Genomic DNA, 26,801 nt, shown 5'->3' on the forward strand with positions numbered 1-26,801 from the left:
GATAACAACAATACTAAACAATCCCTTACACAACATTATTGCTTATACCGAATCCCATAAAGGTGCTTAGCCGCAACTTTAAAGTTTCGACTGCCAACGGAATTGGTATTACATCAAGGAGTTAAGATGAAAGCAGCAAAAGTTATTGCGACCGCTCTACTCACAGGTGTCACGTTACTCTCATCGACAAATGTTCTGGCGAAAACCGCTAAGGTCGCGGTGTCGCAAATTGTCGAACATCCAGCATTAGATGCGGCTCGACAAGGCTTGATTGACGGCCTAAAAGCGAAAGGTTATGAGCAAGGAAAGAACCTCGAATTTGATTACAAAACAGCGCAAGGTAACCCTGCTATCGCGGTGCAAATTGCCCGTCAATATGTAGGTGAACAACCAGACGTATTAGTTGGTATTGCCACCCCAACTGCGCAAGCATTAGTGTCAGCAACACGCTCAATTCCTGTCGTTTTTACCGCGGTAACCGACCCAGTTGGTGCAAAGTTGGTTAAACAACTTGAGCAACCAGGTAAAAACGTAACGGGTCTTTCGGACCTATCGCCAGTAAGCCAGCACGTTGAATTGATCAAAGAAATTTTGCCAAATGCTAAATCTATTGGTGTTGTGTTCAACCCAGGTGAAGCAAACGCCGTTACTCTTGTTGAGCTACTGAAACAGAGCGCAGCAGAGCAAGGTATCCAAGTGATTGAAGCAACAGCATTAAAAAGTGCCGATGTTCAATCTGCTACTCAGGCTATTGCCGCTAAATCAGATGTGCTCTATGCACCAACAGATAACACAGTTGCGAGTGCGATTGAAGGCATGATCGTTGCTGCAAACCAAGCAAAAACCCCTGTTTTCGGCGGTGCGACCTCTTATGTTGAGAAAGGTGCTATCGCGAGTTTAGGCTTTGATTACTACCAAGTTGGTGTTCAAACTGCCGATTATGTTGCTGCTATCCTAGAAGGGAAAGCGCCAGGTTCACTGGACGTTAAAGTGGCCAAAGGCTCAGATCTTGTCGTCAGTAAGAGTGCAGCAACTAAACTTGGCGTTTCGATTCCTCAATCTGTTCTAGATCGTGCTACTAGCGTGAAATAAGAGTTTGCCTCAAGCGTGTAGATAAACTGCATGCTTGAGGCACTTTGTACTCAGGCAGAAAAGGGAGTTGGTATGTCTGCTTTTGCTTTTTTTGGCGCTCTAGAGATTGGCTTACTGTATGGGTTGGTCGCTTTAGGCGTATATCTCACCTTCCGTGTTCTAGATTTCCCCGATCTTAGTGTTGATGGCAGCTTTCCAATGGGAGCAGCCGTAGCCGCGACGGCAATTGTGTCAGGAATCAATCCGTGGATTGCCACTTTCATGGCGATTATAGCGGGTGCTGCAACTGGTTGGGTGACCGCATTTCTAGCCGTGCGTTGTGGCATCTTACATCTGCTGGCGTCGATTCTGACCATGATTGCCGCGTTTTCGATCAACATACGCATTATGGGTAGGCCGAATGTGGCGCTGTTAGGCGAAGAAACTATTCTCACACCGTTCGAGACTATAGGCGATCCTATGTTGATCCGACCATTGGTGGTTGGGATATTGGTGCTGATCTCAGGTTGGCTTGTCGTCAGGCTGCTTAACAGTGATTTCGGCTTGGGTCTTAGAGCAACCGGTGTTAACGCGCGTATGGTCGCGGCACAAGGCGCAAGTACTGCTTTTTACACCTATTTCGGATTGGCACTCTCCAATGGCTTTGTTGGTTTTGCCGGCGCTCTGTTTGCCCAGACCAACAGTTTCGCAGATGTGACTTCAGGTGTTGGTACCATAGTAGTTGGCCTAGCCGCGGTGATCTTAGGGCAAACGCTAATTCCGGGTAGAAAAATTTGGGTGGCCGTTGTGGCTGTGGTCGTCGGTTCTGTGCTCTACCGTTTAGCGGTCGCGTTTGCACTCAGTACTGGGATGTTTGGGCTACAAGCGTCAGACCTTAATCTCGTAACGGCGGTATTAGTTGCAGCAGCGCTTATTGCACCGAAGATTAAAGGAAACCTCAAAGCAAAAAAGCGTAGTGCTCCTGCTCAAAACAAACCTAGGCAGGAAAAAGAGTCAGGAGAAGTAGCATGATTCGTTTAGAAGATATCCAAGTGACTTTTAACCCCGGCACTATTCTTGAAAATAGGGCATTAAGAGGGGTCGACCTAGAAGTGCCAGAACATCAGTTTTTAACTGTCATTGGTTCTAACGGGGCTGGCAAGTCAACGCTGTTAGGTGCGGTCACAGGTGAAACCCCAATGGTGGGGGGTAAGGTGATTATCGATGAACTCGATGTGACTAAGCGCACTGTCGACCAGCGTGCGCAGCAGTGTGCTCGTGTGTTCCAAGATCCTCTAGCAGGGACTTGTGGTGACCTTACCATTGAAGAAAACATGGCACTTGCTTATATGCGAGGCAAAAAACGCGGTTGGAACTTGTCGCTTTCTAGCAAGCGTCGCAAGTTATTTCAAGAGCGTATCAGCATCTTGGGGTTGGGGCTTGAAGACCGCTTAGGTGATAGCATTGGTCTGCTTTCGGGTGGTCAGAGACAGGCGGTGAGTTTGGTGATGGCAACCTTGTCAGACAGTAAACTTCTTTTGCTAGACGAGCATACCGCCGCATTAGATCCACGTATGGCGGCTTTTATCATCGACCTGACGAAAAAAATTGTCGCAGAGTTTAATCTGACCGTGATGATGGTGACTCACTCGATGAAAGATGCTTTGGCGTGTGGTGATCGCACTGTCATGCTTCACCAAGGTGAAATTGTACTTGATGTCGCAGGTGAGCAACGCGCCAATATGCAAGTGCCAGATCTGCTAGAGATGTTTAGCAAAGTACGCGGAGAAGAGTTGGCCGATGACAGTTTGCTGCTTAACTAGCAAAATATCGCCGCTCTGCTGAAAGTTTGCGACATGTTTAGCGCAACTCTTATAGATAAACCCATCAACTGTATTACAGTATTGATGGGTTTTTCTTTAATGACTTTACAATAGTGAGAACGGGATGCAGGTTCAAAGGCACTTTAGCCTAATATTTGTTTTTTTAATGCCTTTGGTTATCGTCTTTACCCTCTTGATGGTGACGGTAAAAAATCACTACGATTCGGTCAACAGTGATATCGAAGCGGAATACCTGCGCATTAATAGGGAATTATCTCGTTCTGCTAAAGTTGTATCGGCAATTGACTACAGCTTTTCTAGCTACGCGACGCGCAACGGAAGTGGCTTTCTTGAGCACAACTACCAAGTTAAAGATGGCACTTGCCATATATGGCCTATAGAACCGACGTTACTATCCGAAGATAAATATAATGAACTGCCTGCAGTTAATATTAGCTACCGAATTGTGGGTGACAAAGCGTTATGTGATGCTTCATCCGAAGAGTATCAACATATATCAGGTCAGGTTTCTTACGCGCCGGTATTATCATTTCTGCATGATATAGACGCATTCCTGCTCGCGATTACTTATCTTGATAAGCGTGGATACATTATGTCATCCCCTGACAACTACGCGAAAACAGTAACAAAAGAGGATCTGAATTCGATAAAAGCGCAGCCTTTTTGGTATCAAGCGATCTATAACCCTAGCTTAGCGACACTCGAAGGGCCGATTACAAGAGCCTCGACTGGCCAATCGTTACTGAAAATGTCAGCTCCGGTTTTTGTTCGAGGAGAATTACAAGGTGTTGTATCACTGGATATTGATTATGAAGCCTTGTTGAAGCCCACTCAAAAGCTCGCGGGGTATTTTGCTATACAAGCATCCTCAAACCTAAGCTCAACAGGGAGTACCAAAAGTCGGTTACTTAGTATTGAGGGAGTAACTCAAGAGCATGCGATTTTTTATACGCTCAATTGGTTAGATGAGGCGGGCTACTTTTTCTCAGCCAAGAGCGAAAACTTATTGGTGATACTCGTTATTTATGTGTTTTCAGTGACTGCGCTGTTCTTTATTAATACCAGAGTGGAGCATAGTTACTTTAAAGATCTCGCGGCGAAAGACCCAATGACTGGATTGCTGAACCGCCGTGGTTTAGAAAGTTTGTTAAAAACGATACCCCAAGATAGATACATTGCCTTAGCCGTGTTTGATATTGATAACTTTAAATTTATTAATGATACCTACGGTCATGACGTCGGCGATCGAGTCATTATTCATATGGCTAACCAGATCAGTGCAAGTATACGCAGTAGTGACGTGGCGGCGCGGATTGGGGGTGAGGAATTTATCGTCTATATGACGGCTGACTCGAGAGAGCCGTTACACACAAGTTTAAATCGAGTAAGAGAGGTTATCTGCTCTTCTTCGAGTCTAATTTTAGAGCAAGGTTTTACCGTTTCTGGCGGGGCTGAGGTTGTCGAACGAGATAACCACGGCAGCTTCGAAGTAATGTTTAAAGCCGCTGATGAAAAGCTCTACACAGCAAAAACCAGCGGCAAGAATAAACTGGTTATCTAAGCGGCCAGTTCATCACGGTAGCGAGTAATATGCTCAACAATAGGCGCGGCTTTGTTAAACGTGCGGATCTCTCTGAATAACGCATCAGCTTGAGGATATTGGTGACGTAAGTACGAGAACCATTGTTTTACACGGTTCGGGTAGTACAAACCTTTGTCACCTTTCATCTCGTATTGCGAGTAAACCAGCAGCAACTCAACCACTTCAGACCAAGGCATTGCGCTGTGATTGTGCTTAACCACATTACCGAGGTTTGGCACGTTAAACGCGCCGCGGCATACCATGAGGGAATCAACCCCTGTGGTTTCGATACAAGCTTGTCCATCTTGGTAATTCCAAATTTCACCATTGGCGATTAGTGGGATAGAAAAGCGTTCACGGATTTGATTGATGTAGTCCCATTTAATTTCACTGGCTTTGTAGCCGCCAGCTTTAGTCCGAGCGTGTACAGTCAGCTCATTCGCTCCCGCGGATTGAACTGCATCGACAATCTCAAAGCAATCTTCGGGATTATCCCATCCCAAGCGAATCTTAGCGGTAACAGGTGTTTGCTCCGGAACCGCTTGGCGACAGGCTTTGACAACATCATGGATAAGTTCAGGGTGTTGCAGAAGCGCCGCGCCGCCCTTGCTCTTGTTCACCAGCTTTGCTGGGCAACCGAAGTTGAGATCAATCCCTTTTGCGCCTAGCTCGGCAGCTCGAATAGCATTTTCAGCCATCCAGTTTGGGTCTTGGCCCAACAATTGTATATGAACCGGAACTCCCGCTTTTGTTTGCGAGTCTTGCAGTAGCTCTGGACATAAACGGTGGAAGACATGGTCTGGAAGCAGTTGATCGACCACGCGCACAAACTCAGTGACACATAAATCGTAGTCATTGATGTCTGTTAAGATCTCGCGCATCAAATGGTCTAATACGCCCTCCATAGGACCGAGCACTAATCGCATACTGTCTTCTCGTAAAGTCTATCGCTAAAAATAAGAGGCGTGATTTTAGAGATTTCACAACAAGAAGTCTAATCGGTTAACGTAATCGCTGGGCTAACGTCTATAGCTTGAAAAATTGGATTTGAAAAAAGGCTTAGCTATTAGAGCCAATAGCCAGCCGTGACGTGAATTGAGTCAAATTTTCGCAACGAAAGGTCATCAAGCCAGGGAGTAAAGTCTTGAAGTGACCCAACACCTTGCTTAAGGGTATAATGCGGGCAAAGTATGGTTAACACTAGATTATGATAATGAAGTACCAATTATTGACACTAGAAAGCTCAGTTACTGACGAATCTGCCCTGTTTGTTGAAGGTTTGACCCTTGCTGCCAATATGGCAACCCAGCCATTAGCACCGGAAACTTGGTTGCCTTCAGTGTTTGCTGAGCACGCAGCCGCAGTCAAATCGGCGATTGAAGTACATATCCATCAGCAGTACAGCTTTTTGCAGCGCAATGAATATTCTTTGTTGGCTTTGGTGGATACATCTAACCAGAAAGAGCAATTGGCCGATTTTGCCGAAGGTTTTATGACGCTTTGGCCTGTGATTGAAGAACAGTGGGCAGAGGTGAATTCAAGTGATGGCTCACTGCGTATGTTGCAAGCATTGTTAACGACCTTGATGTTAGCGATTGACGAACAGCAAACCCAAGCGCAAATGAAAGCGTCAGGTATAGGTACGCCCCCGAGCTTGGCAGAGATGTCTCCCCAATTGGATCTTATGATCTCCGAAGTTGCACAAGCTGCGGATGAAGCCATGTTAGGAGCTAAGGCTCAGAGTGTGAACCCATACAAAGACATAGGTCGTAATGACATGTGTCCATGTGGAAGTGGTAAAAAATTCAAGCAGTGTTGTGGCCAGTAAGAAAATTTGATCGAACAAAGTTAACGTTATTCGGTCATATTAGAACGAATTAGAAGATATAAGTGGTACATACGCGACCAACTAGGGTAACAATCGAATGAAAAAACTTGCTGTATTACTAATGATGAGCTTTTCAGTATTGGCGGCACCAAAAGATGAATTGAGTCAGCGCTTGCAAAAAAATGACGGCTTTAGTGCTGATTTCTCTCAACAACTGATCAGCCCTGAAGGGGATTTGGTAATGGAAGGCCAAGGCAATGTTGAAATTGCGCGACCAAGTCTGTTCCGCTGGACTACAACGGCACCGGATGAAAATGTTCTGGTCTCCGATGGTGAGTCTTTGTGGTACTACAGCCCTTTTATTGAACAAGTGAGTATTTACTGGCAAGAGCAAGCAACAGAGCAGACGCCATTTGTGCTTCTCACCCGTAACCGTGCAAGTGACTGGGACAACTATCGAGTTGAGCAGCAAGGGGATACCTTTACACTGACGCCTACGGCGCTAGATACCAACCAAGGTCAATTCAAACTTAATATTGATCAGCAAGGTGCGGTACAAGGATTCAGCGTTGTCGAACAAGACGGTCAACAAAGCAAATTTGTTTTCAAGAACATCGAGCTCATCAAACCTAAAGCTGACCGATTTACCTTTGTGGTGCCAGATGGTGTTGAGGTCGATGATCAAAGGAATTAAGTGTGAGTAACTACTCATTTGATTTTGCGGGAGATGAAGATTTTCGCCCGCTTGCTGCAAGAATGCGACCTGAGATGCTAGACCAATATATTGGTCAGCAACATATTTTGGGCCAGGGTAAGCCACTACGCAGAGCCTTAGAGGCAGGTCATATCCACTCAATGATACTTTGGGGGCCGCCTGGTACTGGAAAAACCACATTGGCTGAAGTGGCAGCAAACTACGCCAATGCTGAAGTAGAACGAGTATCAGCAGTGACTTCAGGCGTCAAAGAGATCCGTGCCGCTATTGAAAAAGCGCGTGAGAACAAACTGGCCGGGCGACGTACTATCTTGTTCGTTGATGAGGTGCACCGCTTCAACAAATCTCAACAAGATGCATTTTTGCCGCATATTGAAGACGGCACGGTCACCTTTATTGGTGCTACCACCGAGAACCCATCATTTGAGTTGAATAACGCACTTTTGTCTCGTGCACGCGTGTATAAACTGACTTCGTTAGCGACAGCCGATATTCGCTTGGCGCTGCAGCAAGCAATCGAAGATAAAGAGCGAGGCTTGGGTAAGATAGCCGCTTCGTTTGCTGAGGGCGTAATCGATAGGCTTTCTGAGCTGGTGAATGGTGATGCTCGGATGTCGCTCAACTACTTAGAGCTGCTTTACGATATGGCAGAAGAAGATGAGCAAGGCAGCAAAAACATTACTTTGCCACTACTGGCTGAAGTGGCAGGAGAAAAAGTGTCGCGTTTTGATAACAAAGGCGATATCTGGTACGACTTAATCTCCGCCGTGCATAAGTCTATCCGCGGTTCAAATCCCGATGCGGCTTTATATTGGTCGGCGAGAATGATCGCTGCGGGCTGTGACCCTTTGTATATCGCTCGTAGGCTATTGGCGATTGCTTCAGAAGATGTTGGTAACGCCGATCCCAGAGCAATGCAAGTTGCTCTCGCTGCTTGGGATTGCTTTACTCGTGTTGGCCCTGCCGAGGGTGAGCGAGCGATTGCTCAGGCGATTGTCTACCTCGCTTGCGCGCCAAAAAGTAACGCTGTTTACACGGCTTGGAAGCAAGCGCTGAGTGATGCACATAATCAGCCGGAATATGAAGTCCCGCCGCATTTACGTAACGCGCCAACCAGCCTGATGAAGGATTTAGGCTATGGCGCTGAATATCGTTACGCGCATGATGAGCCGGGAGCTTACGCAGCGGGTGAGCGTTACTTACCACCTGAAATGGCCCAAACGCGCTACTATTATCCAACCAATCGCGGCTTGGAAACAAAAATTGGCGAAAAGTTAGATTACTTGGCTAGTTTAGACGCAAAAAGCCCACAAAAGCGCTATGAATAAGCGCCCATTTTCGATACATTTATTCGGTTAACACTTTTAGCGCTCAAGCACTTTGTTTGAGTGCGTTTTCACTACTAAAAAGCATAGGATTAACAATGCTGGATTCTAAATTACTTCGTACAGAGCTGGATGAAACAGCTGCAAAATTAGCGCGTCGTGGCTTTAAGCTAGACGTAGAAACAATCCGTACACTTGAAGAGCAACGCAAGTCGATTCAAGTCGAAGTTGAAAATTTACAATCCACGCGTAACTCCATCTCAAAGCAAATTGGCCAAAAAATGGCGGCAGGCGACAAAGAAGGCGCTGAAGAAATCAAGAAGCAAATCGGTACACTTGGTAGCGATCTAGACGCGAAAAAAGTGGAACTTGACGCGGTAATGGCTCAACTTGAAGAAATCACTCTATCTGTGCCAAACCTTCCTGCTGACGAAGTGCCAGACGGTAAAGATGAAGATGATAACGTAGAAATCTCTCGTTGGGGTGAGCCAAAAACTTACGACTTCGAACTAAAAGATCACGTGGATCTAGGTGAAATGGGTGGCGGTCTTGATTTCGCAAGCGCAACTAAAATCACTGGTGCTCGCTTTATCGTAATGAAAGGTCAATTTGCGCGTCTTCACCGTGCCATTGCTCAGTTCATGCTTGATCTTCACACAGAAGAGCACGGTTACACTGAAATGTACGTACCGTACCTAGTTAACTCTGACAGCTTGTTTGGTACTGGTCAGCTACCTAAATTTGGTAAAGACCTATTCCACACTGAGCCGCTAGAAGAGAAGGTGAACGACGAAGAGCCACGTAAGTTGTCGCTAATCCCAACAGCAGAAGTTCCTGTCACTAACATGGTACGTGACACTATCTCTGATGAAGCGGATCTGCCACTGAAGATGACGGCGCACACGCCATGTTTCCGCTCTGAAGCGGGTTCTTATGGTCGTGATACCCGCGGTCTGATCCGTATGCACCAGTTCGACAAAGTTGAACTAGTACAAATTACTAAGCCTGAAGATTCAATGAACGCTTTAGAAGAGCTAACTGGTCACGCTGAGAAAGTTCTGCAACTTCTGGAGCTCCCTTACCGCAAAGTCGTTCTATGTACTGGTGACATGGGCTTCGGCGCGCGTAAGACTTACGACCTTGAAGTTTGGGTTCCTGCGCAAGAGACATACCGTGAAATTTCTTCTTGTTCAAACATGTGGAATTTCCAAGCGCGTCGTATGCAAGCGCGTTTCCGTCGTAAAGGTGAGAAAAAACCTGAGCTTGTGCATACACTAAACGGTTCTGGTCTAGCTGTTGGACGTACTATGGTTGCGATTCTTGAAAACAATCAACAAGCGGATGGCCGTATCGCAATTCCTGCTGTACTGCAGAAGTACATGGGCGGCGCAACGCATATTGGTTAATCTCATCAAATAAGCACCAAAAAGCCAGTTCAAGTGAGCTGGCTTTTTTGTATCTGCTTATTACCCACGAAGAGTTGGGTAGGTATAGAAGAGCAAGTGACTGAAGTTAAAAAGAAAATGTACCAAAACTGCAGCCCATAATCTTCCAGTTGTAAGGAAGATCAGGCCGTAGCCAAGCCCAGCTAGCGAAGCGAAAACAATTAGTAGTGGGCCGCCAGCAAAGTGTGCTAATGCAAATAACAGACTCGCGACCACAACGCCGATATAGGCACCATACTTATTCGTTAACTTTTGTTGGATAAAACCGCGGAACAGGGCTTCTTCAGCGACACAGGTAAATAATAGATTGTTGAAGGCGAACAACCACCACCAGTTGGGAAGAGAGAACTCAGGTTTGATAGCTCCAAGCAGTGACGCAATAGGCAGTAAAGCGAACAGTGGGATTGATATCAACAGTACAGATCGATAATTGACTTTGCAGCTTTCTCCTAATAAAGCTGGGAAAGCCAAAAGAAGGGCGAAGAAGGCCAGTGGTTTGTCTAGGTTCAAATACATGTTGAAATTTGCACTCAGAGGGCCAGTTTGCACGTTTTGAAGTACTTGCGGATTGCTAAAACCAGGCACCAAATGTAGAAAGAGTGCGAGGCTCCCAATGATGATTACAGTGGAGAGTATTACTGGTGGCAGCGAGGGCTTGTCTTTGAGGTAGTAAGTACCTGCTAAAAAGGTAACAACGATAATCAAGCCTTGGGGCGATAATACACTGGCTATAAAGCCACCGAGAAGAGTTGCAGCAAGCAAACTCAATGAGGCTGTGTATGCTCTAAGGAATGCGGCCAGAATGGAAGCGCTTAATAGAAGCCAAACCCATATAGAATGATCAATGTGCATAAGGTGGAATTGATTGCGATTGAAAAGCGTATGATGAACTGAATAGTAAGTACGAACAAGCTCATCTAATCAGAGCACTGAAATGAAAAGAAAAAGTCGACAAAATGTCGACTTTTTATCAGTAAAATTTCTTGAAGATATGGTGTTATATCGACATCTCGCCGCGCAAAACTTGCTGCATTTTTATCTTTACTTGGTCGTAGCTAAGTCCTTGGCTCAGCAAATAGTGCAGTTTTGCCAACGCCGCTTCTGGTGTCATGTCGTAACCGCTAATAACGCCGGCCTCAGCTAGGGCACAGCCTGTCGCGTAGCCACCCATGTTCACTTTACCTGCCAAACATTGGGTTAGGTTGACCACGATTACACCTCGCTCAGAGGCATCTTTTAGATGATGCAGCAGCTCTGGGTTTTGTGGTGCGTTTCCAACGCCAAAGGTAAGCAAAATCATTGCGTTTACCGGCTGAAGTAACGTATTGCGTATAACCTCGTGGGAGATGCCAGGGTACATGGTAATTACGCCGATGGGCTGCGGCGTAATATCATGCACTTTAAATTCGCCTTTAGGCTTAGCATCGACCTCAACATCACTACTGATTTGAATGTTGATACCAGCTTCCAGTAGTGGTGGAAGGTTAGGCGAAGTGAAGGCGTTGAAGCCATCAGCATGAGATTTTGTACTGCGATTACCGCGCATTAATTTGTTGTTGAAGAATAACGTCACTTCATTGATCGGGTAGTTAGCGGCAATGTGCAGAGCATTTAAGAGGTTTGCCTGACCATCTGAGCGCAGTTCAGCTAGCGGGATCTGTGAACCTGTCACAATAACTGGCTTACCAAGGTTCTCAAGCATAAACGAGAGCGCAGAAGCTGTGTATGCCATAGTGTCGGTACCATGGAGGATCACGAAGCCATCATACTTATTGTAGTTGCCGCGAATATCGTCAGCAATTTGCTGCCAATCAGCTGGCGTCATGTCTGATGAGTCAATAAGAGGGTCGTACTCATGAATGGTAAACTCAGGCATTTCTGGTCGATGGAACTCTGGCATGCTTGCGAGTTGTTTTTCCATAAACCCAGCGACAGGCACGTAGCCGTGGTCATGTGATTTTTGCATACCAATGGTACCGCCAGTGTAGGCGATATAAATATGTTTTCTTGCCATTGTGTAAAACCAGTTAAATGTAGGGGGAACAGAGCGTGGAATTATATATTAATCTAGCCCGATAAAAAGGGGGATCCTGCACAGGAATCCCCCTTTTGAATAGCTAGATCAAGTTAGGGCTGCTACTGGGTTTGACAATTTAAGCAGAAGGCATAATGTCCTTTGGGATCATTAAAGCTTTGTAGCATGCCCGCATCTTGTATTACTTGTGCGGCAACGGGCTGCAGTGCTTGTGGCAGCAGTGCCGTCACGTCAATACCGAATGACGCGCTGACCTGATTCATGAAGTCTTGAATGAATTGCTGCGCTGGCGTCAATGGCTCTTCTACCCAGTACAGGTTATGGCTGTCAATATTGGCCAGCTTAGCAGCTAGTTCCACTGCATCATCAAAGTCGCCAATTTTGTCAATCAGTCCAAATTTGAGCGCATCTTGACCTGTCCAGACTCGACCTTGGGCAACTTCATCGACTTTATCTAGTGGGATGTCACGAGATTGGCTGACCAGACCAATGAAACGGCTGTAGCCATGTTCGATACCCATTTGGAATGCTTGTGCAGCACCTTCTGATAAGCCAGTGGTAAGTCCAACATCAGAAAACGGTGACGTACCGACACCGTCGGTATAGACGCCCAATTTGTTAAGTCCTTTCTCGAATGTGGTGACCACGCTAAAGATGCCAATCGACCCTGTTAACGTTGTCGGCTGCGCAACAATGCTGTCTGCACTCATAGAAATCCAGTAACCACCAGAGGCAGCAAGGCTAGACATAGAAACGACAACAGGCTTACCCGCCTGTTCTAATGCATCCACTTCATTACGAATGACTTCTGAAGCGAAGGCACTTCCGCCGGGGCTATCAACACGAAGAACCACTGCTTTTACTTTGTCATCATTGCGCGCCTGACGCAGCAATGCCGCTACGGTATCACCGCCCACGGTTCCGCGCGGCTGTGACCCATCCATAATCGCGCCACTTGCGACGACGACGGCGATATCATGGGCTGACATATCGAAATTAGGAGTCATTGTCGGTTGATATTCATAGTAATCGATATAGTTGTAGCTATCGTCCCCGTTACTGCCAAAGACATCGATTAACTGCTTGCGCACTTGCTGGCGTGTAGCGAGCTCATCAACGAGGCCAACATTTAGAGAAAGGGCTGCTAAGTCACCGTTGTTCTGTTTTAGCAGCGCCAAAAACTCATCCATATCAGGCGTAAGAGCTTGTGGATCTAGCTGGCGGTTGGTCGCCACATCATCGACGTAAGCTCCCCATAGTTGACCAAGCCAACGTGAGGCTGACTCTTTTGCTGCGTCAGACATATCGTCACGGACAAAAGGTTCAATCGCGGATTTGTATGTACCGACGCGGAAGACATGGGTATTGACGTCTAGGTTCTCAAGCAGGGTTTTGTAGTACAAGCTGTATGCACTGTAGCCTTTGAGCATCACTGCACCGTCTGGCGCGAGGAAGATTTTGTCTGCGTAGCTCGCCAGGTAGTACTGACTTTGATTGTACATATCGCCTACGGCGTAAACTGGCTTACCCGAGGTTTTGAACTCATTGAGTGCCTTGGCGATATAACGCAACTTAGTCAGGTTGGTTTCCGGCATATCGCGCAGTGCCAATACAATGCCGCTAACTTTGTTGTCATCTTTGGCATGACGAATGGTTTCAACAATGTCGAACAGTACGTTTTCTTTCGGCAGATTCTGACCAAAGATGGAGCCAGTTAAAGAATCCATTGGATTGACATAGGTGGATTGTTCAACGATAGGGCCAGAAATATTGAGGATCAGTGCTGACTCTGTTGGAACGGAAGGCGTAGGTGTTTCCGCACTCGTGTATATGAAGTAAATGATTGCGATACTAGCCAAAAAGATAAAGTTGACGAGGGCAAGCCTGATAAAGGTGATTAGTTTCCAAATCCCTTTAAAAAACAAGCCAACGAATTTGAATATATTTTTCATTTTTTCTCCGCTCTAGACTCTGCAGACTAAGACCGTCTGCTCTAAGCGCTATTTCGTTCAGATAGGCTCCATCCTACTTAAACTAGTATACCCGCACAACCAGAAGATTGATCGGTGTTACAAAAATGTAAACAGGTGTTTGATTTTTATTTAGTGCCTTCGTATTGTGGTCTGACCACAATAATAAAGAGTATAGCGATGTCTACCATGTACCCAAACTTACTACAGCCATTGGATCTAGGATTTACCCAATTACGCAATCGCGTGTTGATGGGGTCAATGCACACCGGATTGGAAGAGCATAAAGAGGGGCTTGGTAAGCTCGCTGCGTTTTACGAAGAGCGTGCAAAAGGGGGTGTTGGCCTGATTGTAACTGGAGGTTTTTCTCCTAACTTGCGTGGTCGCCTCCATCCATTTAGCGCAGAATTTAGTAAGTCCAAACACGCTAAAGCGCATCAAGTTGTTACCAAGGCTGTTCACAAACATGGTGGTAAGATCGCGTTACAGCTCCTTCACGCGGGTCGCTATGCGATGCACCCATTTTCTCAAAGTGCCTCGGCGATTAAAGCGCCAATTTCGCGTTTCGCACCAAGTGAAATGAGCACGCGCCAAATTAATAAAACAATTGATGCGTTCGCTAACAGTGCCGCTTTAGCTCAGCAAGCGGGCTACGATGGCGTTGAAGTGATGGGCTCTGAAGGCTATCTGCTCAACCAGTTCATTTGTAAGCGTACTAATACTCGCTACGACGAATGGGGTGGCAGCTACGAAAACCGTATTCGTTTTCCGCTTGAGGTCGTTAAAGCGATTCGGCAAGCGGCAGGTAAAGAGTTCATCATTATTTTCCGGTTATCTATGCTCGATCTTGTTGAAGAAGGCAGCACGTTTGACGAAGTGGTAATGTTGGCTCAAGAGCTCGAAAAAGCGGGCGTTACGATTATTAATACAGGTATCGGCTGGCATGAAGCGCGCATTCCGACCATAGCCACTCAGGTGCCTCGCGGTGCTTTTACTTGGGTAACCGAGAAGGTTCGCCCACATGTTAATGTGCCTATCGTCACTTGTAATCGTATTAACACGCCTGAAGAGGCAGAAAAAATTCTCGCTAATGGCCATGCTGATATGGTGTCAATGGCACGACCATTCCTTGCTGATCCGCACTTTGTGGTTAAAGCAGAGCAGAATCGCTCACAGATGATCAATACCTGTATTGGCTGTAACCAAGCGTGTCTTGACAATGTGTTCAAAGGTAAGCGTGCAGGGTGTTTGGTCAACCCACTCGCCTGTCGAGAGACTGAGCTGGTGGTGACACCTACAGAGGTGAAAAAGAATATTGCCGTGGTTGGCGCGGGGCCAGCTGGTTTAGCCTGTGCAACCACGTTGGCGGAAAGAGGGCATCACGTTGACCTCTTTGAGCGTAATGACCGAATTGGCGGTCAATTCCGTTTGGCGATGCAAATTCCGGGCAAAGAAGAATTTCGCGAGACCATTCGTTACTTTGCCAATCGTATTGACGAAACGGGTGTCAAGCTGCACCTAGAAACGGATGCCAATTACGATTTGCTCGCCGAGTATGATGAAGTGGTCATGGCTTCAGGGGTAGAGCCGCGTAAAGTCAATATTGAAGGTATTGATACACCGGAGAAAGTGGTCGACTACCAAACCTTGATCAAAGAGAAAACCTATGTTGGTAACAAAGTAGCCATAGTTGGTGCTGGTGGTATAGGTGTTGATGTGGCAACCATGCTAACTGAGCCAACTGGGCACAATCTGGATGATTGGCTACACGAATGGGGCATTGATAAAGAAATCTCACATCCTGGTGGGTTGTTCCCATACCCAGATTCATTGAGCGACAAAACCGTATGGGTACTGCAACGTAGTAAAGGACGCGTAGGTAAAGGTCCTGGTAAAACAACGGGTTGGATTCATAAGCGAACTTTGGAAAAGCGTGGCGTTAATCTCCTTGGTGGTGTGAGTTACGACAAAATTGATCAGCAAGGTTTGCACATAAGTATTGACGATAAATCGCAATTGCTTGAGGCAGATACCGTGGTGATCTGCGCTGGTCAAGAGTCTGTTCGTCCATTTGAAAGCCAATGGAATCTACTGGGCGATAAACTGCATGTGATTGGTGGTGCGGATTATGCGGGGGAACTCGACGCTGTAAGGGCAATCAAGCAGGGGGTCGAGCTTGCGGTTAAACTGTAAGTAAACCTAGGTTAGATATGAAAAAGGTCTCTAAATTAGAGACCTTTTGTCTTTTAGTCAGAGGCTAAATTATAGAATAACCGTCTTGTTGCCGTAGACAAAAACGTGATCGTTCAACACCTTGTTCAGTGCTTTGCTGAGTACGTTCTTCTCAACGTCACGGCCTGCTTGCGCCATATCTTGAGCGCTAAAATTATGGTCAACAGGAATCACATCTTGCTTGATGATTGGCCCTTCATCGAGGTCGTTGGTAACAAAGTGCGCCGTCGCACCAATGATTTTTACACCGCGCTCATAAGCTTGCTGGTATGGTTTAGCGCCAATAAATGCTGGGAGGAAGCTATGGTGGATGTTAATGATTTTATGGTGGTACTTTTCAACAAATGAGGGTGTCAGCACTCGCATATACTTCGCAAGCACCAAGTAATCGGCTTGGTACGGTTCAATCACTTCGAGCATTTTCTTTTCGTGCTCTTCGCGATTCAGTCCTTCATGAGAAACGTGGTGATATGGAATATCAAATCTTTCGGTGAGACTTTGCAGTGTGTCGTAGTTGCCTATGACCGCTGCAATATCGACATCTAAGCTGCCATCATAGTTCTTCATTAAAATGTCACCCAAACAGTGGGCTTCTTTAGTCACCAGTATGACGACGCGTTTGCGATCAGACCCCATCAGTTTGCGTTTTGCACCCTGAGGCAAAGCTTGGTCAAGATCGGCTAAAAACGTTTCGTCGTTGAAATAGCCCTCAAGCTCGGTACGCATAAAGAAGTGGCCGCTGGTGTTATCAACAAACTCATTGTTGTGAACGATATTAAGTTGGTGCTTGTAACAAATATTAGTGATCTTCGAAATAAGACCAGGGGCATCAGTGCAGTGTGTCAGCAGTATTTTTTTTTCCATTAGGTTCAAACTTCCGTGAATTATTTTTTTGTATTGTGAAATTTTTACAGGCAGCCGAACGGTGAGCTCACCCGCAGTATTGAAGCTACAATTAAACTAATATCGAGTTGGTTTCAACAAATAATCTGAGTTAACCGTTTGGCTGAGGTTATTTGCGGAAGCAATGTTCTCTTAGCGTGTCTTTAGGTGGTATGTATGGATAAAGAGCTATTAGCCCGTAAGTTGTATTGTGAGCGAGTAAGTGCCTTAACCGGTGGTAAAACATTAGACGAAGAGATATTAGGTGAAATGTGGGAGAACCGCGCCTCCCCAAGCGAAGCAGCGCGTGCCATGATGGATGATCAACAGCAAGACTTTTCTGGCCCAGCTTGGCTAAGTCGCTACCTTCATAAACGCTAATCCTACAGGATTGCTTAGGCGCGAAAATCTCATTCGCGCCTTGCTGCAAAAACTGCCATAATCTCTCCCCCCTTTATTTAACTCTTCTGTTGCGCATGATTTCAAAGACCTTTTCCTCCGAAGGGGCGCTGGGTAAAGCGATTCCTGGATTTCAGCCACGACAAGCGCAGCTCGATATGGCTGAGGCGGTAGCCAGTGCCATCAAATCTCAGAGTCAGGTTGTCGTTGAAGCGGGAACGGGAACGGGAAAAACCTTCGCCTATTTAGTACCAGCGCTTCTGAGTGGTAAAAAAACCATTATCAGCACTGGCTCCAAAAACCTGCAAGAACAGTTATTTCACCGCGACTTGCCTTTAATGGTCAACGCACTCGGTTTTTATGGTCAGGTTGCGTTGCTCAAAGGGCGAGCCAACTATTTGTGTTTGGACCGTTTGAGTCGTCAGATGGTTGAGAGTCACAATCAAAGTGCCGATCCAACCTTGCTTAGCCAGTTGGTTAAGGTGCGCAGTTGGTCATCTGAGACCAAAACGGGAGATTTGGGGGATTGCGACGCGATTGCTGAAGACAGCATTGTGATACCGACCATCACCTCGACCAATGATAATTGTCTGGGTAAGGAGTGTCCGAGCTATCAAGACTGCTTTGTGCTTAAAGCACGTAAGAAAGCGATGGATGCCGACATCGTCGTGGTCAACCACCATCTTTTTTTAGCCGACTTAGCCATAAAAGAGACCGGGTTTGGTGAGTTGATCCCTGAAGCAGAAGTCTTCGTGTTTGATGAAGCGCATCAACTTCCTGATATAGCGAGCCAATATTTTGGTCAGTCGTTGTCTAGTCGCCAAATACAAGAGCTGAGCAAAGACATCGAAATTGCCTATCGCACTGAAGCGAAAGATATGCGTCAGTTGCAAAAAGCGGGTGAAAAACTCTATCAAACGGCGATGGATTTAAGAATTGTATTGGGCGAGCCAGGTTTTCGTGGTAACTGGCGCGAAGCCGTGACATCACCCTCGATCGGCCGTGAGTTAAGACGGCTAGAAGACGATCTCGACTTTGTGATTGAGGTGCTCAAATTAGCCTTAGGTCGTAGCCAGATTCTAGATAGCGCATTTGAACGAGCGAACATGATTAAAGCGCGCCTCAATCGTGTCTGTGATGTCTCGATAACAGGTTACTCTTATTGGTATGAAACCACGCCGCGTCATTTTAGCTTGCACATTACTCCGCTGAGTGTTGCCGATAAATTCCATGAACAGATAGAACTTAAACAGGGCGCGTGGATATTTACTTCCGCGACACTGGCCGTTAATGACGACTTTGGCCATTTTACCTCGCGCCTTGGATTAAAGCCTCAGGCGCAAATGTCATTGCTGAGTCCGTTTGACTATCAAACTCAAGCTCGTCTTTGTGTTCCTCGTTATTTGCCTGAACCCAATAGCCCAGGCTTGGCAGATAAACTGGTTAAGATGCTGACCCCGATCATTGAGCAAAACCAAGGGCGATGCTTTTTCCTTTGTACCTCACACAGCATGATGAAAGATCTTGCTGAGCGCTTTAGAGAGAGACTCAGCGTACCCGTACTTATGCAAGGGGAAACCAGCAAGCAGAAAACCCTGACAGAATTTATGGAGCTTGGCAATGCGCTGCTGGTGGCGACCGGAGCATTTTGGGAAGGCATAGACGTTAGAGGTGATGCGCTGAGCTGTGTTATCATCGACAAATTGCCGTTTACCGCACCCGATGACCCGTTGTTAAAAGCGCGGATAGAAGATTGTCAGCTTAAAGGGGGCGATCCCTTTGCTCAGGTACAAATACCGGATGCTGTGATCACTCTAAAGCAGGGGGTCGGGCGGCTGATTCGAGATAAGAAAGATAAAGGGGCGTTGATTATTTGTGATAATCGCCTCGTGACTCGTGATTATGGCGGCGTTTTCCTCGCGAGCTTACCGCCGATACCGCGTACTCGTGATTTGTCCGTGGTACAAGACTTTCTCGAACACAAATAATCATTGCTAGCGTGACTTGGTATTTGATACCTAGCTAAAGGCGAGCAAACTAACCATATTGACTACCAACGAATAACCAGAGATATCAATGAGTGTAAAGATCCTTGCTCTAGATACAGCAACCGAGAACTGTTCCGTTGCTCTTTTAGTTGACGACAAAGTATACGTACGCAGTGAAGTGGCACCGAGAGACCACACCAAGAAAGTTCTTCCAATGGTGGACGAAGTGTTAAAAGAAGCGGGCATGGGGTTGAGCGATCTGGATGCGCTTGCCTTTGGACGTGGGCCGGGAAGCTTTACTGGCGTTAGAATTGGCATTGGTATTGCACAAGGTTTAGCCTTTGGTGCAGATTTACCCATGATTGGTGTCTCTACCCTCGAAGCGATGGCGCAAGGAGTGTATCGCAAACACGCTGTAAGCCATGTAGCAACTGCGATTGACGCGCGTATGAGTGAAGTTTACTGGGGACGTTTTGCCCGTCAAGATGATGGCACTTGGACAGCAGCGGATGCGGAATGTGTTATGCCGCCACAATTGGTAGCGGACGAAAGCGTCACTGATGAACAATTATGGTTTATGGCTGGAACGGGCTGGGATGCGTATAGTGCGCAGCTTGCAGAGGTGAAGTTTAACACCCAAAAAAGCGAAGTTTTGTTCCCAGATGCGGAGGATATTGTCCAACTTGCTAAGATCGAGTTCGCCAAAGGCAATACGGTTGACGCAGAAGAGGCCAGTCCGGTTTACCTTCGTGATACCGTTGCGTGGAAAAAACTGCCAGGTCGAGAATAATTGGATGAGTAAGGTGTAGACGAATAGCATGGTATCAATCAACGGATTACCTCCTTCGGTCCCCGGCCCCAATCGGGCCAACAAGGCCAATAGAAAGAATGAGGTTAAAAAGTCTGAAGATAAAGCATCCGTTAGCCAGCCGACTAAGGTGGCCAATGCGGTGGCGCACTCTATTCGTCATGTCAGTGAATCTGATATTCATAAAGCACAAGTCCAATATGATCTCCCCGAAGGCCGCAGTCGTAAAGCAATGGAGGAGTATATGGGCGTGATGAATCAAGCTAAGCGTGATGAACTTTCACAGCTGCTTGGTGTCGATATTTATATCTAATCTCACTCTTTTACAAACGCTTATGATTCATAGAATGGTTCGATGTGGGTATGTACTGGCGGCTGGCATTTTGTTATCGGCATGCAGTTCTCTGCCTGAAAATCTCACAACTGATAACCCAAATCTGGTGACCGATTATCAGGTTTGGCAATCTCTTGACGATCAGAAAGTGCAGGTGAGACTTGGCGGTTTAATTGCCGATGTTAAAAATCTCGCGACTCAAACTCGGATTGAGGTGGTCAATCTGCCCATCAGTTCGTCAGGTAAGCCAGACATCAACCAAGAGCCAAATGGTCGCTTTGTGGCTTACGTTGATGGCTTTGCCGATCCAATGACCTTGTCGTCGGGTAGGTTAGTTTCTCTGCTTGGTGACAGTCAGGGACGAGAGCAAGCTAAGGTTGGAGACTACGTTTACGATTTTCCGGTAATCAAAGCGACGGGCTTCCATCTATGGCGTATTGAAGAGCGCGTGATTATTCACGACTTTGGCAGCTACATGCAGCCATGTTTAGGAATGTTCTGCAATGATATCCGCTACGGCACTAAGCAGGGCAAAGTGATACAAGAAGTAAAATAATCATGCGCTATGAACAACAACATCAGCTCGCTGATGGCTATATCGCGACGATAGAGTATGGAAAAATTCAAACGGCCGATATCTCGGTCGTTTTTTTGCACGGTTGGTTAGATAACGCGGCAAGTTTTGAATCTGTACTAGCAGCTCTTCACCAACTGAATCCTGATTGGCACCTATGCGCCATAGATTTACCGGGTCACGGACTCTCAAGTCACAAGGAATCCAGCAATTTTTATCCATTTCATGACTATATAGACGATGTTTATCAGCTTTTGGCTAAGTTATCGCCAAACAGGTTAGTTCTGGTTGGTCATTCTCTTGGTGCTTTGATTGCAAGTTGTTATAGTGCCGCCTTCCCTGAACAAGTCAGTGGCTTAGTTCAGATCGAGGGGTATGGGCCTCTGGGCGAAACGTCACAACAGACCACTTCGCGATTGAGGGAAGGATTGCTCAGTCGACAGAGAATCCGCAGAAAACCGGTCCGTGTTATGCAAACCAAGCAAGAAGCGATTGAGAGGCGTGCAAAGGTCAACCAAATTGACCCAGAACTTATAGCGCCTATTGTGTTGCGCGGACTTAAAGCCTATCAGTCTGGTTGGGTTTGGCGCCACGATGTGAAGCTGCAAAGTCAGTCACTTTATCGGATGTCGCTCGAACATGCTGAGTCATTTCGCCAACATGTGACTTGCCCACAGAAGGTCATCTTAGGTCAGCAAGGGTTTTCTTATTTGCAATTGTTTCAACGTGATGACTCACAATCGATTCAATTTGAACGAGTCGAAGGTGGTCATCATTGTCACCTGCAATCCCCAGTTAGAGTATCTAACCTAATTTTTGGTTTAGTTAACAAAATTTAAACAAGTGTTTGAGACTTTCGTGCTCAAGTGCTTTGCCTGTGCTGTAATAGACAACGTTGAAAATAGAGCTTTTCATTTAGATGACAGCCAGTTAATTTCGAGGAGTTTTACCGTGGATAAACCTTGGTTATCACGCTATCCAGAAGATGTGCCGGAGCAGATCGATCCAGATAAATATCCATCATTGGTGGAAATGTTTGAACAGTCGGTACAAAAATACGCTGACCAGCCCGCATTTATGAATATGGGCTCGGTGATGACGTTCCGCAAACTGGAAGAGCGTAGCCGAGCATTTGCGGCTTACTTGCAAAATGAGCTAAAGCTACAAAAGGGCGATCGTGTCGCGCTTATGATGCCGAATTTGCTGCAATACCCAGTTGCGCTTTTTGGCGTACTACGCGCCGGTTTGATTGCCGTTAACGTTAACCCGTTATACACACCACGTGAATTAGAACATCAGTTGAACGATTCTGGTGCGAAAGCAATCGTCATTGTGTCCAATTTCGCCAACACTCTCGAGCAAATCGTCGATAATACCCAAGTCAAACATGTCGTATTGACTAGCCTTGGTCAGATGCTACCTCGCGCGAAGGGTACGCTTGTCGATTTCGTGGTGAAGTACGTTAAGGGTATGGTACCTAAGTACGATCTACCGGGTGCTATTTCAATGCGTAAAGCTTTGCATAATGGGCGTCGTTTACAATATGTGAAGCCATTTATGTCTGGCGATGATATTGCGTTCTTACAGTACACAGGCGGTACAACTGGTGTGGCAAAAGGGGCAATCCTTACTCATCGAAATATGATTGCCAATGTTCTGCAGGCTGAGGGTGCATATGGCCCTGTATTGTCAGAAGGCCGAGAATTGGTGGTGACTGCTCTGCCGCTTTACCATGTCTTTGCTTTGACGGTCAACTGCCTACTGTTTATCGAACTAGGTGCGCAGAACCTGCTGATCACCAACCCACGTGATATTCCCGGTTTTGTCAAAGAGCTGCAGAAATATCCATTTACCGCTATTACTGGCGTGAATACGCTGTTTAATGCCTTAGTCAACAATGAAGATTTCCATGAGCTTGATTTTAGCAAGCTCAAGCTTTCCGTTGGTGGTGGTATGGCGGTTCAACGAGGAGTGGCTGACCAATGGAAAAAGACCACGGGAATCCATCTTTTGGAAGGTTACGGTTTGACCGAGTGTTCACCGCTGGTAACTGGTAACCCTTATGACCTAACTGATTATACTGGTGCAATCGGTTTGCCAGTACCATCGACTGAAGTGCGTATCGTCGACGATGAAGGCAACCCAGTAGCAAATACCGAAGTCGGCGAACTTCAAGTTCGTGGTCCTCAAGTGATGCAAGGTTACTGGCAGCGCCCAGAAGCGACCAAAGAAGTGATCAATGCTGAAGGTTGGTTGTCGACTGGCGATATCGTTAAGTTTGATGATGAAGGCTTGATTCATATTGTTGACCGCAAGAAAGATATGATTCTTGTCTCGGGCTTTAATGTCTATCCAAATGAGATTGAAGACGTTGTGGCGCTGCATGGCAAAGTACTTGAAGTCGCGGCTATCGGTCAACCTCATGAGGTTTCCGGTGAGTTAGTTAAGATTTATGTGGTGAAGCGCGACCCAAGCCTAACTAAAGAAGAGATTATCGCTCACTGTCGTGAACATCTGACGGGCTACAAAATTCCTAAAATCGTTGAATTTAAAGATGATCTACCAAAAACCAACGTAGGTAAAATTCTGCGCCGCGTGTTGCGTGAAGAAAACGATGCCAACCTAGCCAAGTCGAAGTAACCTAACGAGAGTTACGCATCACTTAGTGATTGATGATAGAATGCCGACTATATCCAGTCGGCATTTTTTATTGCCGCAACCAATCGCTCATAGTGAGAAGTTAGTGAATTATCAGATTATTACCCAATCGGCGCAGCTTGATGCCGTTTGTCACAATGCGAGAGAAGCTGATGTTGTCATGTTGGACACAGAGTTTGTCCGCACGCGAACCTACTATCCACAACTTGGCTTAATACAGCTTTTTGATGGGCAGAATCTTTCCCTTATTGATCCAACGATAATTGAGGATATGACATCTTTTGTTGAGTTGCTTAAAGATACCTCTGTCCTTAAGGTACTGCATGCCTGTGGTGAAGATTTGGAAGTGTTTCACAACAGCTTTGGTTGCTTACCTTATCCTATGGTCGATACTCAAATTATGGCGGCATTCTTGGGTCATGGGTTATCAACGGGTTTTGCTGCCTTAGTTGAAAACTATCTTGGTGTTGAACTTGATAAGAGTGAATCACGTACCGATTGGCTCGCAAGGCCATTAACAGAAAAGCAACTAGAATACGCGGCCGCTGATGTTTTCTACTTACAGCCCCTCTATGAACAGTTATTTGAAAAAATCACCCAAGCTGGTTGGTGGGAAGCTGCTCAGCAAGAGAGTGATTTAATTGCCGCTAAGCGGATTAAAGTCGTTAATCCTGAGATGGCCTATCTTGATGTTAAAGGTGCGTGGCAGCTTAAACCAAGTGAACTGGCGATCCTTAAGCCACTCGCGACGTGGCGCTTAAAAGAAGCGTTGCGCCGTGATTTAGCACTTAACTTTGTATTTAAAGAGAATGATTTACTGACGGTAGCGAGATACGGTATTGAGAATCGTCATCAGATGGAGCAAGAAGGGATGGATTACCGTTCCGTTCAACGTCACAGTGCTCGAATTATTTCGATTGTGAAATCGGCCAAACAGACTCCTGTCGATGAGTATCCACATAAGATCGAGCGCCTTATGGATATGACTGGCTACAAGCAGAAGTTCAAAATATTGAAAGACGAAGTGAAACGCGCCTCCCAAACAAGTGGCTTAGCCACGGAGTTTTTGGCATCTAAGAAACAACTGAACCAGTTCATTAGTTGGGTATGGAAAAAAGATAGAGATCCAGCCAAGTTACCTGATGTGATGCAAAGTTGGCGCTTGGAACTGTTTGGTGAAAAGCTCAATAAGCTGCTCTAATACCGTTAAGCTGAGATAAACAATAAGGGCTTCCATATGGAAGCCCTTATTGCTGCTTGATTAATTAGCCAGCCAGCACGTCAGTGGCGACTTTATAGCTTGGATCTTCTTTGACGTTGATTTCAACTAAGCTGCCTGCTTTATCAAGTAGTTTACGACAGTCAGGACTTAGGTGACGTAGATGCAGCGTTTTACCTTGTGCAGAGTATCGCTCAGCTAAGGTTTCGATCGCTTCAATCGCTGAGTGATCGGTTACGCGTGAGTCGGCAAAATCCACAATCACATCAACCGGGTCTTTGTGCGCATCAAAGATCTCTAAAAAGTTGGCAACGGAACCAAAGAATACCGGTCCGTGAATTTTGTACTCTTTTGAACCTTCCGCATTGAGGCTGGTATCGGCATAGATATGTTTTGCGTGCTGCCAAGCAAACATCAGCGCTGATGCAATAACACCAACGAAAACCGCAATGGCAAGGTCGGTAAGAACAGTGACCACAGTGACCAGCACAATAACAAAGAAATCTTGTTTAGGTACGCGGCGAGCCAGTTTGAACGTCGCCCATTCGAAGGTGCCAATCACGACCATGAACATCACGCCAACAAGGGCGGCGAGCGGTATCATTTCAATCAGTGACGAAGCAAACAGAATGAACATCAACAGTGCAACAGCAGCAACAATACCCGATAGACGACCACGACCGCCTGAGTTTACGTTGATCATCGATTGACCAATCATCGCACAGCCACCCATAGCACCAAATACTGAACAGGTCATGTTTGCCATGCCTTGGCCGATACATTCACGGTTCGACTGACCACGTGTGTTGGTCATCTCATCAAGTACAGTCAATGTCAGCAACGACTCAATCAAACCAATCGCCGCAAGAATAATCGCATATGGCAGAATAATCTGCAGAGTTTCCAATGTTAGTGGTACCGTTGGTATCGAGAACGTTGGTAAGGAGCCTGCTAGGGTTGCTGCCTCATTGCCCGACATGGTGCGTAGGAAGTCGACAACGGTACGAGTTTCAAGATCTAAACCCACCACTAAAGCAGTCACAGTGACGATCGCCACAAGTGAAGAAGGAACCGCTGTAGTAAACTTAGGCAAGAAGTGAATGATTGCCATCGTCAGAGCGACAAGGCCGAGCATAAGTAGCATCTGGTCTTGTGGTAGCCAAGTGAGTGCGCCAGTGAGATCGGCCGCCTTAAATTGTCCGAGCTGAGCAAGGAAAATAACAATCGCCAAGCCGTTCACAAAACCTATCATAACAGGGTGCGGGACAATGCGAATGAATTTGCCGAGTTTGAACACACCTGCTGCAATTTGAAGAATGCCCGTCAACATGATTGCGGCGAAGAGGTATTGTACCCCATGTGCAGCAACCAGAGTTACCATAACAACCGCCATTGCGCCAGTGGCACCTGAAATCATTCCCGGACGGCCACCAAAAATAGACGTGATTAAACCGACGATAAAGGCGGCATAAAGGCCGACCATAGGGTCAACGCCTGCAACAAATGCGAAAGCGACAGCTTCAGGTACGAGTGCGAGTGCGACCGTTAAGCCAGATAACACATCGTTTTTTACGGAGTGTTTAGAAAATTGGGGAAATTCAAACATATTTGCTCAGTTTGGCTAAGTGTTTAAAAGGTGTCTGAATGGTATTTAGTCGCCATAGGGCAAATGCAATGTAAAAGAGCGTAGAGACTAAATGTTACAATTCAGTTCGAGTGGTCGCATGCTACCGAAAAGTGTGATTAAGTTCAAGATTGATGCTGGCATTGACCTATAATTGTGACCTATACATGGCAGCATTTATGTCAGAAGAAAGACGACTGCGACGATAACAGCTAGGTCAATAGGCATAAAAAAACAGCCTCGCTAAGAGTAATGCCAGTCAGTTAAG

At 46.3% G+C, this 26,801-nt stretch carries 23 protein-coding genes; 17 read left to right on the forward strand and 6 right to left on the reverse strand.

What is annotated here, in order from left to right; translation table 11 throughout:
* Nucleotides 1–126 precede the first annotated feature (126 nt).
* The 4 genes from TW81_RS01165 (at nt 127) to TW81_RS01180 (ending at nt 4,476) form a co-directional block, all read left to right on the forward strand.
* A complete protein-coding gene (locus tag TW81_RS01165; protein WP_045953893.1) occupies nt 127–1,092 on the forward strand; it encodes an ABC transporter substrate-binding protein in 966 nt (321 codons plus the stop codon).
* Nucleotides 1,093–1,164: 72 nt separating this feature from the next.
* A complete protein-coding gene (locus TW81_RS01170; protein WP_045953894.1) occupies nt 1,165–2,103 on the forward strand; it encodes an ABC transporter permease in 939 nt (312 codons plus the stop codon).
* Nucleotides 2,100–2,894 carry an ABC transporter ATP-binding protein gene (locus TW81_RS01175; RefSeq protein WP_045953895.1) on the forward strand — a complete coding sequence of 265 codons (795 nt, stop codon included), beginning with the start codon at nt 2,100–2,102 and terminating at the stop codon, nt 2,892–2,894. The genes TW81_RS01170 and TW81_RS01175 overlap by 4 nt, the downstream gene beginning before the upstream one ends.
* Nucleotides 2,895–3,018: 124 nt before the next feature.
* Nucleotides 3,019–4,476 carry a diguanylate cyclase gene (locus tag TW81_RS01180; RefSeq protein WP_045953896.1) on the forward strand — a complete coding sequence of 486 codons (1,458 nt, stop codon included), beginning with the start codon at nt 3,019–3,021 and terminating at the stop codon, nt 4,474–4,476.
* Here the strand turns inward: TW81_RS01180 and dusC are convergent.
* Nucleotides 4,473–5,423, reverse strand: coding sequence for a tRNA dihydrouridine(16) synthase DusC (gene dusC, locus TW81_RS01185; protein ID WP_045953897.1), 951 nt, complete (start codon nt 5,421–5,423; stop codon nt 4,473–4,475). The two genes, TW81_RS01180 and dusC, sit on opposite strands and share 4 nt — an antisense overlap.
* A 287-nt stretch (nt 5,424–5,710) precedes the next feature.
* On the opposite strand from dusC, the gene TW81_RS01190 reads away from it, so the two are divergent.
* The 4 genes from TW81_RS01190 to serS all read left to right on the forward strand — a co-directional run bounded on the left by TW81_RS01190 (nt 5,711) and on the right by serS (nt 9,771).
* Nucleotides 5,711–6,325 (forward strand): SEC-C metal-binding domain-containing protein, encoded by a 615-nt coding sequence (locus TW81_RS01190; protein ID WP_045953898.1) that lies wholly within the window; start codon nt 5,711–5,713, stop codon nt 6,323–6,325.
* 97 nt (nt 6,326–6,422) lie between these two features.
* On the forward strand, nt 6,423–7,019 hold the full coding sequence (gene lolA / locus TW81_RS01195) for an outer membrane lipoprotein periplasmic chaperone LolA (RefSeq protein WP_045953899.1): 597 nt from the start codon (nt 6,423–6,425) through the stop codon (nt 7,017–7,019).
* Nucleotides 7,020–7,021: 2 nt separating this feature from the next.
* Nucleotides 7,022–8,368 carry a replication-associated recombination protein A gene (locus TW81_RS01200; RefSeq protein WP_045953900.1) on the forward strand — a complete coding sequence of 449 codons (1,347 nt, stop codon included), beginning with the start codon at nt 7,022–7,024 and terminating at the stop codon, nt 8,366–8,368.
* 95 nt (nt 8,369–8,463) lie between these two features.
* Nucleotides 8,464–9,771, forward strand: a complete 1,308-nt coding sequence (serS, locus tag TW81_RS01205; protein ID WP_045953901.1) for a serine--tRNA ligase — start codon at nt 8,464–8,466, stop codon at nt 9,769–9,771.
* A 60-nt stretch (nt 9,772–9,831) separates the two neighbouring features.
* Here serS and TW81_RS01210 read toward each other — a convergent pair whose 3' ends face one another.
* The 3 genes from TW81_RS01210 to sppA all read right to left on the reverse strand — a co-directional run bounded on the left by TW81_RS01210 (nt 9,832) and on the right by sppA (nt 13,797).
* Nucleotides 9,832–10,662: a CPBP family intramembrane glutamic endopeptidase gene (locus TW81_RS01210; protein ID WP_045953902.1), complete on the reverse strand. Its 831-nt coding sequence runs from the start codon at nt 10,660–10,662 to the stop codon at nt 9,832–9,834.
* 145 nt (nt 10,663–10,807) lie between these two features.
* Nucleotides 10,808–11,824 (reverse strand): asparaginase, encoded by a 1,017-nt coding sequence (ansA, locus tag TW81_RS01215; protein ID WP_045953903.1) that lies wholly within the window; start codon nt 11,822–11,824, stop codon nt 10,808–10,810.
* A gap of 122 nt (nt 11,825–11,946) precedes the next feature.
* On the reverse strand, nt 11,947–13,797 hold the full coding sequence (gene sppA / locus TW81_RS01220; RefSeq protein ID WP_045953904.1) for a signal peptide peptidase SppA: 1,851 nt from the start codon (nt 13,795–13,797) through the stop codon (nt 11,947–11,949).
* Between the two features lie 207 nt (nt 13,798–14,004).
* Between sppA and TW81_RS01225 the strand changes: the two genes are divergently transcribed.
* Nucleotides 14,005–16,008: an NADPH-dependent 2,4-dienoyl-CoA reductase gene (locus TW81_RS01225; protein WP_156980882.1), complete on the forward strand. Its 2,004-nt coding sequence runs from the start codon at nt 14,005–14,007 to the stop codon at nt 16,006–16,008.
* Nucleotides 16,009–16,077: 69 nt separating this feature from the next.
* Here TW81_RS01225 and purU read toward each other — a convergent pair whose 3' ends face one another.
* Nucleotides 16,078–16,911 (reverse strand): formyltetrahydrofolate deformylase, encoded by an 834-nt coding sequence (gene purU / locus TW81_RS01230; RefSeq protein ID WP_045953906.1) that lies wholly within the window; start codon nt 16,909–16,911, stop codon nt 16,078–16,080.
* 195 nt (nt 16,912–17,106) lie between these two features.
* Here purU and TW81_RS01235 point away from each other — a divergent pair, with 195 nt between their 5' ends.
* The 8 genes from TW81_RS01235 (at nt 17,107) to rnd (ending at nt 24,891) form a co-directional block, all read left to right on the forward strand.
* Complete coding sequence (locus TW81_RS01235) at nt 17,107–17,310, forward strand: hypothetical protein (RefSeq protein ID WP_045953907.1); 204 nt, start codon at nt 17,107–17,109, stop codon at nt 17,308–17,310.
* Nucleotides 17,311–17,405: 95 nt separating this feature from the next.
* Nucleotides 17,406–19,316 (forward strand): DNA repair helicase YoaA, encoded by a 1,911-nt coding sequence (locus TW81_RS01240; protein WP_045953908.1) that lies wholly within the window; start codon nt 17,406–17,408, stop codon nt 19,314–19,316.
* Between the two features lie 88 nt (nt 19,317–19,404).
* Nucleotides 19,405–20,106: a tRNA (adenosine(37)-N6)-threonylcarbamoyltransferase complex dimerization subunit type 1 TsaB gene (gene tsaB, locus TW81_RS01245; RefSeq protein ID WP_045953909.1), complete on the forward strand. Its 702-nt coding sequence runs from the start codon at nt 19,405–19,407 to the stop codon at nt 20,104–20,106.
* A gap of 28 nt (nt 20,107–20,134) precedes the next feature.
* On the forward strand, nt 20,135–20,437 hold the full coding sequence (locus TW81_RS01250; protein WP_045953910.1) for a hypothetical protein: 303 nt from the start codon (nt 20,135–20,137) through the stop codon (nt 20,435–20,437).
* Between the two features lie 22 nt (nt 20,438–20,459).
* Nucleotides 20,460–21,014, forward strand: coding sequence for a Slp family lipoprotein (locus TW81_RS01255; RefSeq protein ID WP_045953918.1), 555 nt, complete (start codon nt 20,460–20,462; stop codon nt 21,012–21,014).
* A 2-nt stretch (nt 21,015–21,016) separates the two neighbouring features.
* Nucleotides 21,017–21,871 (forward strand): alpha/beta fold hydrolase, encoded by an 855-nt coding sequence (locus TW81_RS01260; protein WP_045953911.1) that lies wholly within the window; start codon nt 21,017–21,019, stop codon nt 21,869–21,871.
* 112 nt (nt 21,872–21,983) lie between these two features.
* A complete protein-coding gene (fadD, locus tag TW81_RS01265) occupies nt 21,984–23,672 on the forward strand; it encodes a long-chain-fatty-acid--CoA ligase FadD (protein ID WP_045953912.1) in 1,689 nt (562 codons plus the stop codon).
* A 103-nt stretch (nt 23,673–23,775) separates the two neighbouring features.
* A complete protein-coding gene (rnd, locus tag TW81_RS01270) occupies nt 23,776–24,891 on the forward strand; it encodes a ribonuclease D (RefSeq protein ID WP_045953913.1) in 1,116 nt (371 codons plus the stop codon).
* 64 nt (nt 24,892–24,955) lie between these two features.
* Here the strand turns inward: rnd and TW81_RS01275 are convergent, their stop codons facing one another.
* Nucleotides 24,956–26,515, reverse strand: coding sequence for a SulP family inorganic anion transporter (locus tag TW81_RS01275; protein WP_045953914.1), 1,560 nt, complete (start codon nt 26,513–26,515; stop codon nt 24,956–24,958).
* Between the last annotated feature and the right edge of the window lie 286 nt (nt 26,516–26,801).

This window comes from Vibrio galatheae (genome assembly GCF_000967545.1).
Classification (GTDB): Bacteria; Pseudomonadota; Gammaproteobacteria; order Enterobacterales; family Vibrionaceae; genus Vibrio; species Vibrio galatheae.

Coding starts and splice junctions, on each gene's coding strand:
- TW81_RS01165 (WP_045953893.1), top strand. CDS start 127: ATGAAAGCAGCAAAAGTTATTGCGACCGCTCTACTCACAGGTGTCACG.
- TW81_RS01170 (WP_045953894.1), top strand. CDS start 1,165: ATGTCTGCTTTTGCTTTTTTTGGCGCTCTAGAGATTGGCTTACTGTAT.
- TW81_RS01175 (WP_045953895.1), top strand. CDS start 2,100: ATGATTCGTTTAGAAGATATCCAAGTGACTTTTAACCCCGGCACTATT.
- TW81_RS01180 (WP_045953896.1), top strand. CDS start 3,019: ATGCAGGTTCAAAGGCACTTTAGCCTAATATTTGTTTTTTTAATGCCT.
- dusC (WP_045953897.1), bottom strand. CDS start 5,423: ATGCGATTAGTGCTCGGTCCTATGGAGGGCGTATTAGACCATTTGATG.
- TW81_RS01190 (WP_045953898.1), top strand. CDS start 5,711: ATGAAGTACCAATTATTGACACTAGAAAGCTCAGTTACTGACGAATCT.
- lolA (WP_045953899.1), top strand. CDS start 6,423: ATGAAAAAACTTGCTGTATTACTAATGATGAGCTTTTCAGTATTGGCG.
- serS (WP_045953901.1), top strand. CDS start 8,464: ATGCTGGATTCTAAATTACTTCGTACAGAGCTGGATGAAACAGCTGCA.
- TW81_RS01210 (WP_045953902.1), bottom strand. CDS start 10,662: ATGCACATTGATCATTCTATATGGGTTTGGCTTCTATTAAGCGCTTCC.
- ansA (WP_045953903.1), bottom strand. CDS start 11,824: ATGGCAAGAAAACATATTTATATCGCCTACACTGGCGGTACCATTGGT.
- sppA (WP_045953904.1), bottom strand. CDS start 13,797: ATGAAAAATATATTCAAATTCGTTGGCTTGTTTTTTAAAGGGATTTGG.
- TW81_RS01225 (WP_156980882.1), top strand. CDS start 14,005: ATGTACCCAAACTTACTACAGCCATTGGATCTAGGATTTACCCAATTA.
- purU (WP_045953906.1), bottom strand. CDS start 16,911: ATGGAAAAAAAAATACTGCTGACACACTGCACTGATGCCCCTGGTCTT.
- TW81_RS01235 (WP_045953907.1), top strand. CDS start 17,107: ATGGATAAAGAGCTATTAGCCCGTAAGTTGTATTGTGAGCGAGTAAGT.
- TW81_RS01240 (WP_045953908.1), top strand. CDS start 17,406: ATGATTTCAAAGACCTTTTCCTCCGAAGGGGCGCTGGGTAAAGCGATT.
- tsaB (WP_045953909.1), top strand. CDS start 19,405: ATGAGTGTAAAGATCCTTGCTCTAGATACAGCAACCGAGAACTGTTCC.
- TW81_RS01250 (WP_045953910.1), top strand. CDS start 20,135: ATGGTATCAATCAACGGATTACCTCCTTCGGTCCCCGGCCCCAATCGG.
- TW81_RS01255 (WP_045953918.1), top strand. CDS start 20,460: ATGATTCATAGAATGGTTCGATGTGGGTATGTACTGGCGGCTGGCATT.
- TW81_RS01260 (WP_045953911.1), top strand. CDS start 21,017: ATGCGCTATGAACAACAACATCAGCTCGCTGATGGCTATATCGCGACG.
- TW81_RS01275 (WP_045953914.1), bottom strand. CDS start 26,515: ATGTTTGAATTTCCCCAATTTTCTAAACACTCCGTAAAAAACGATGTG.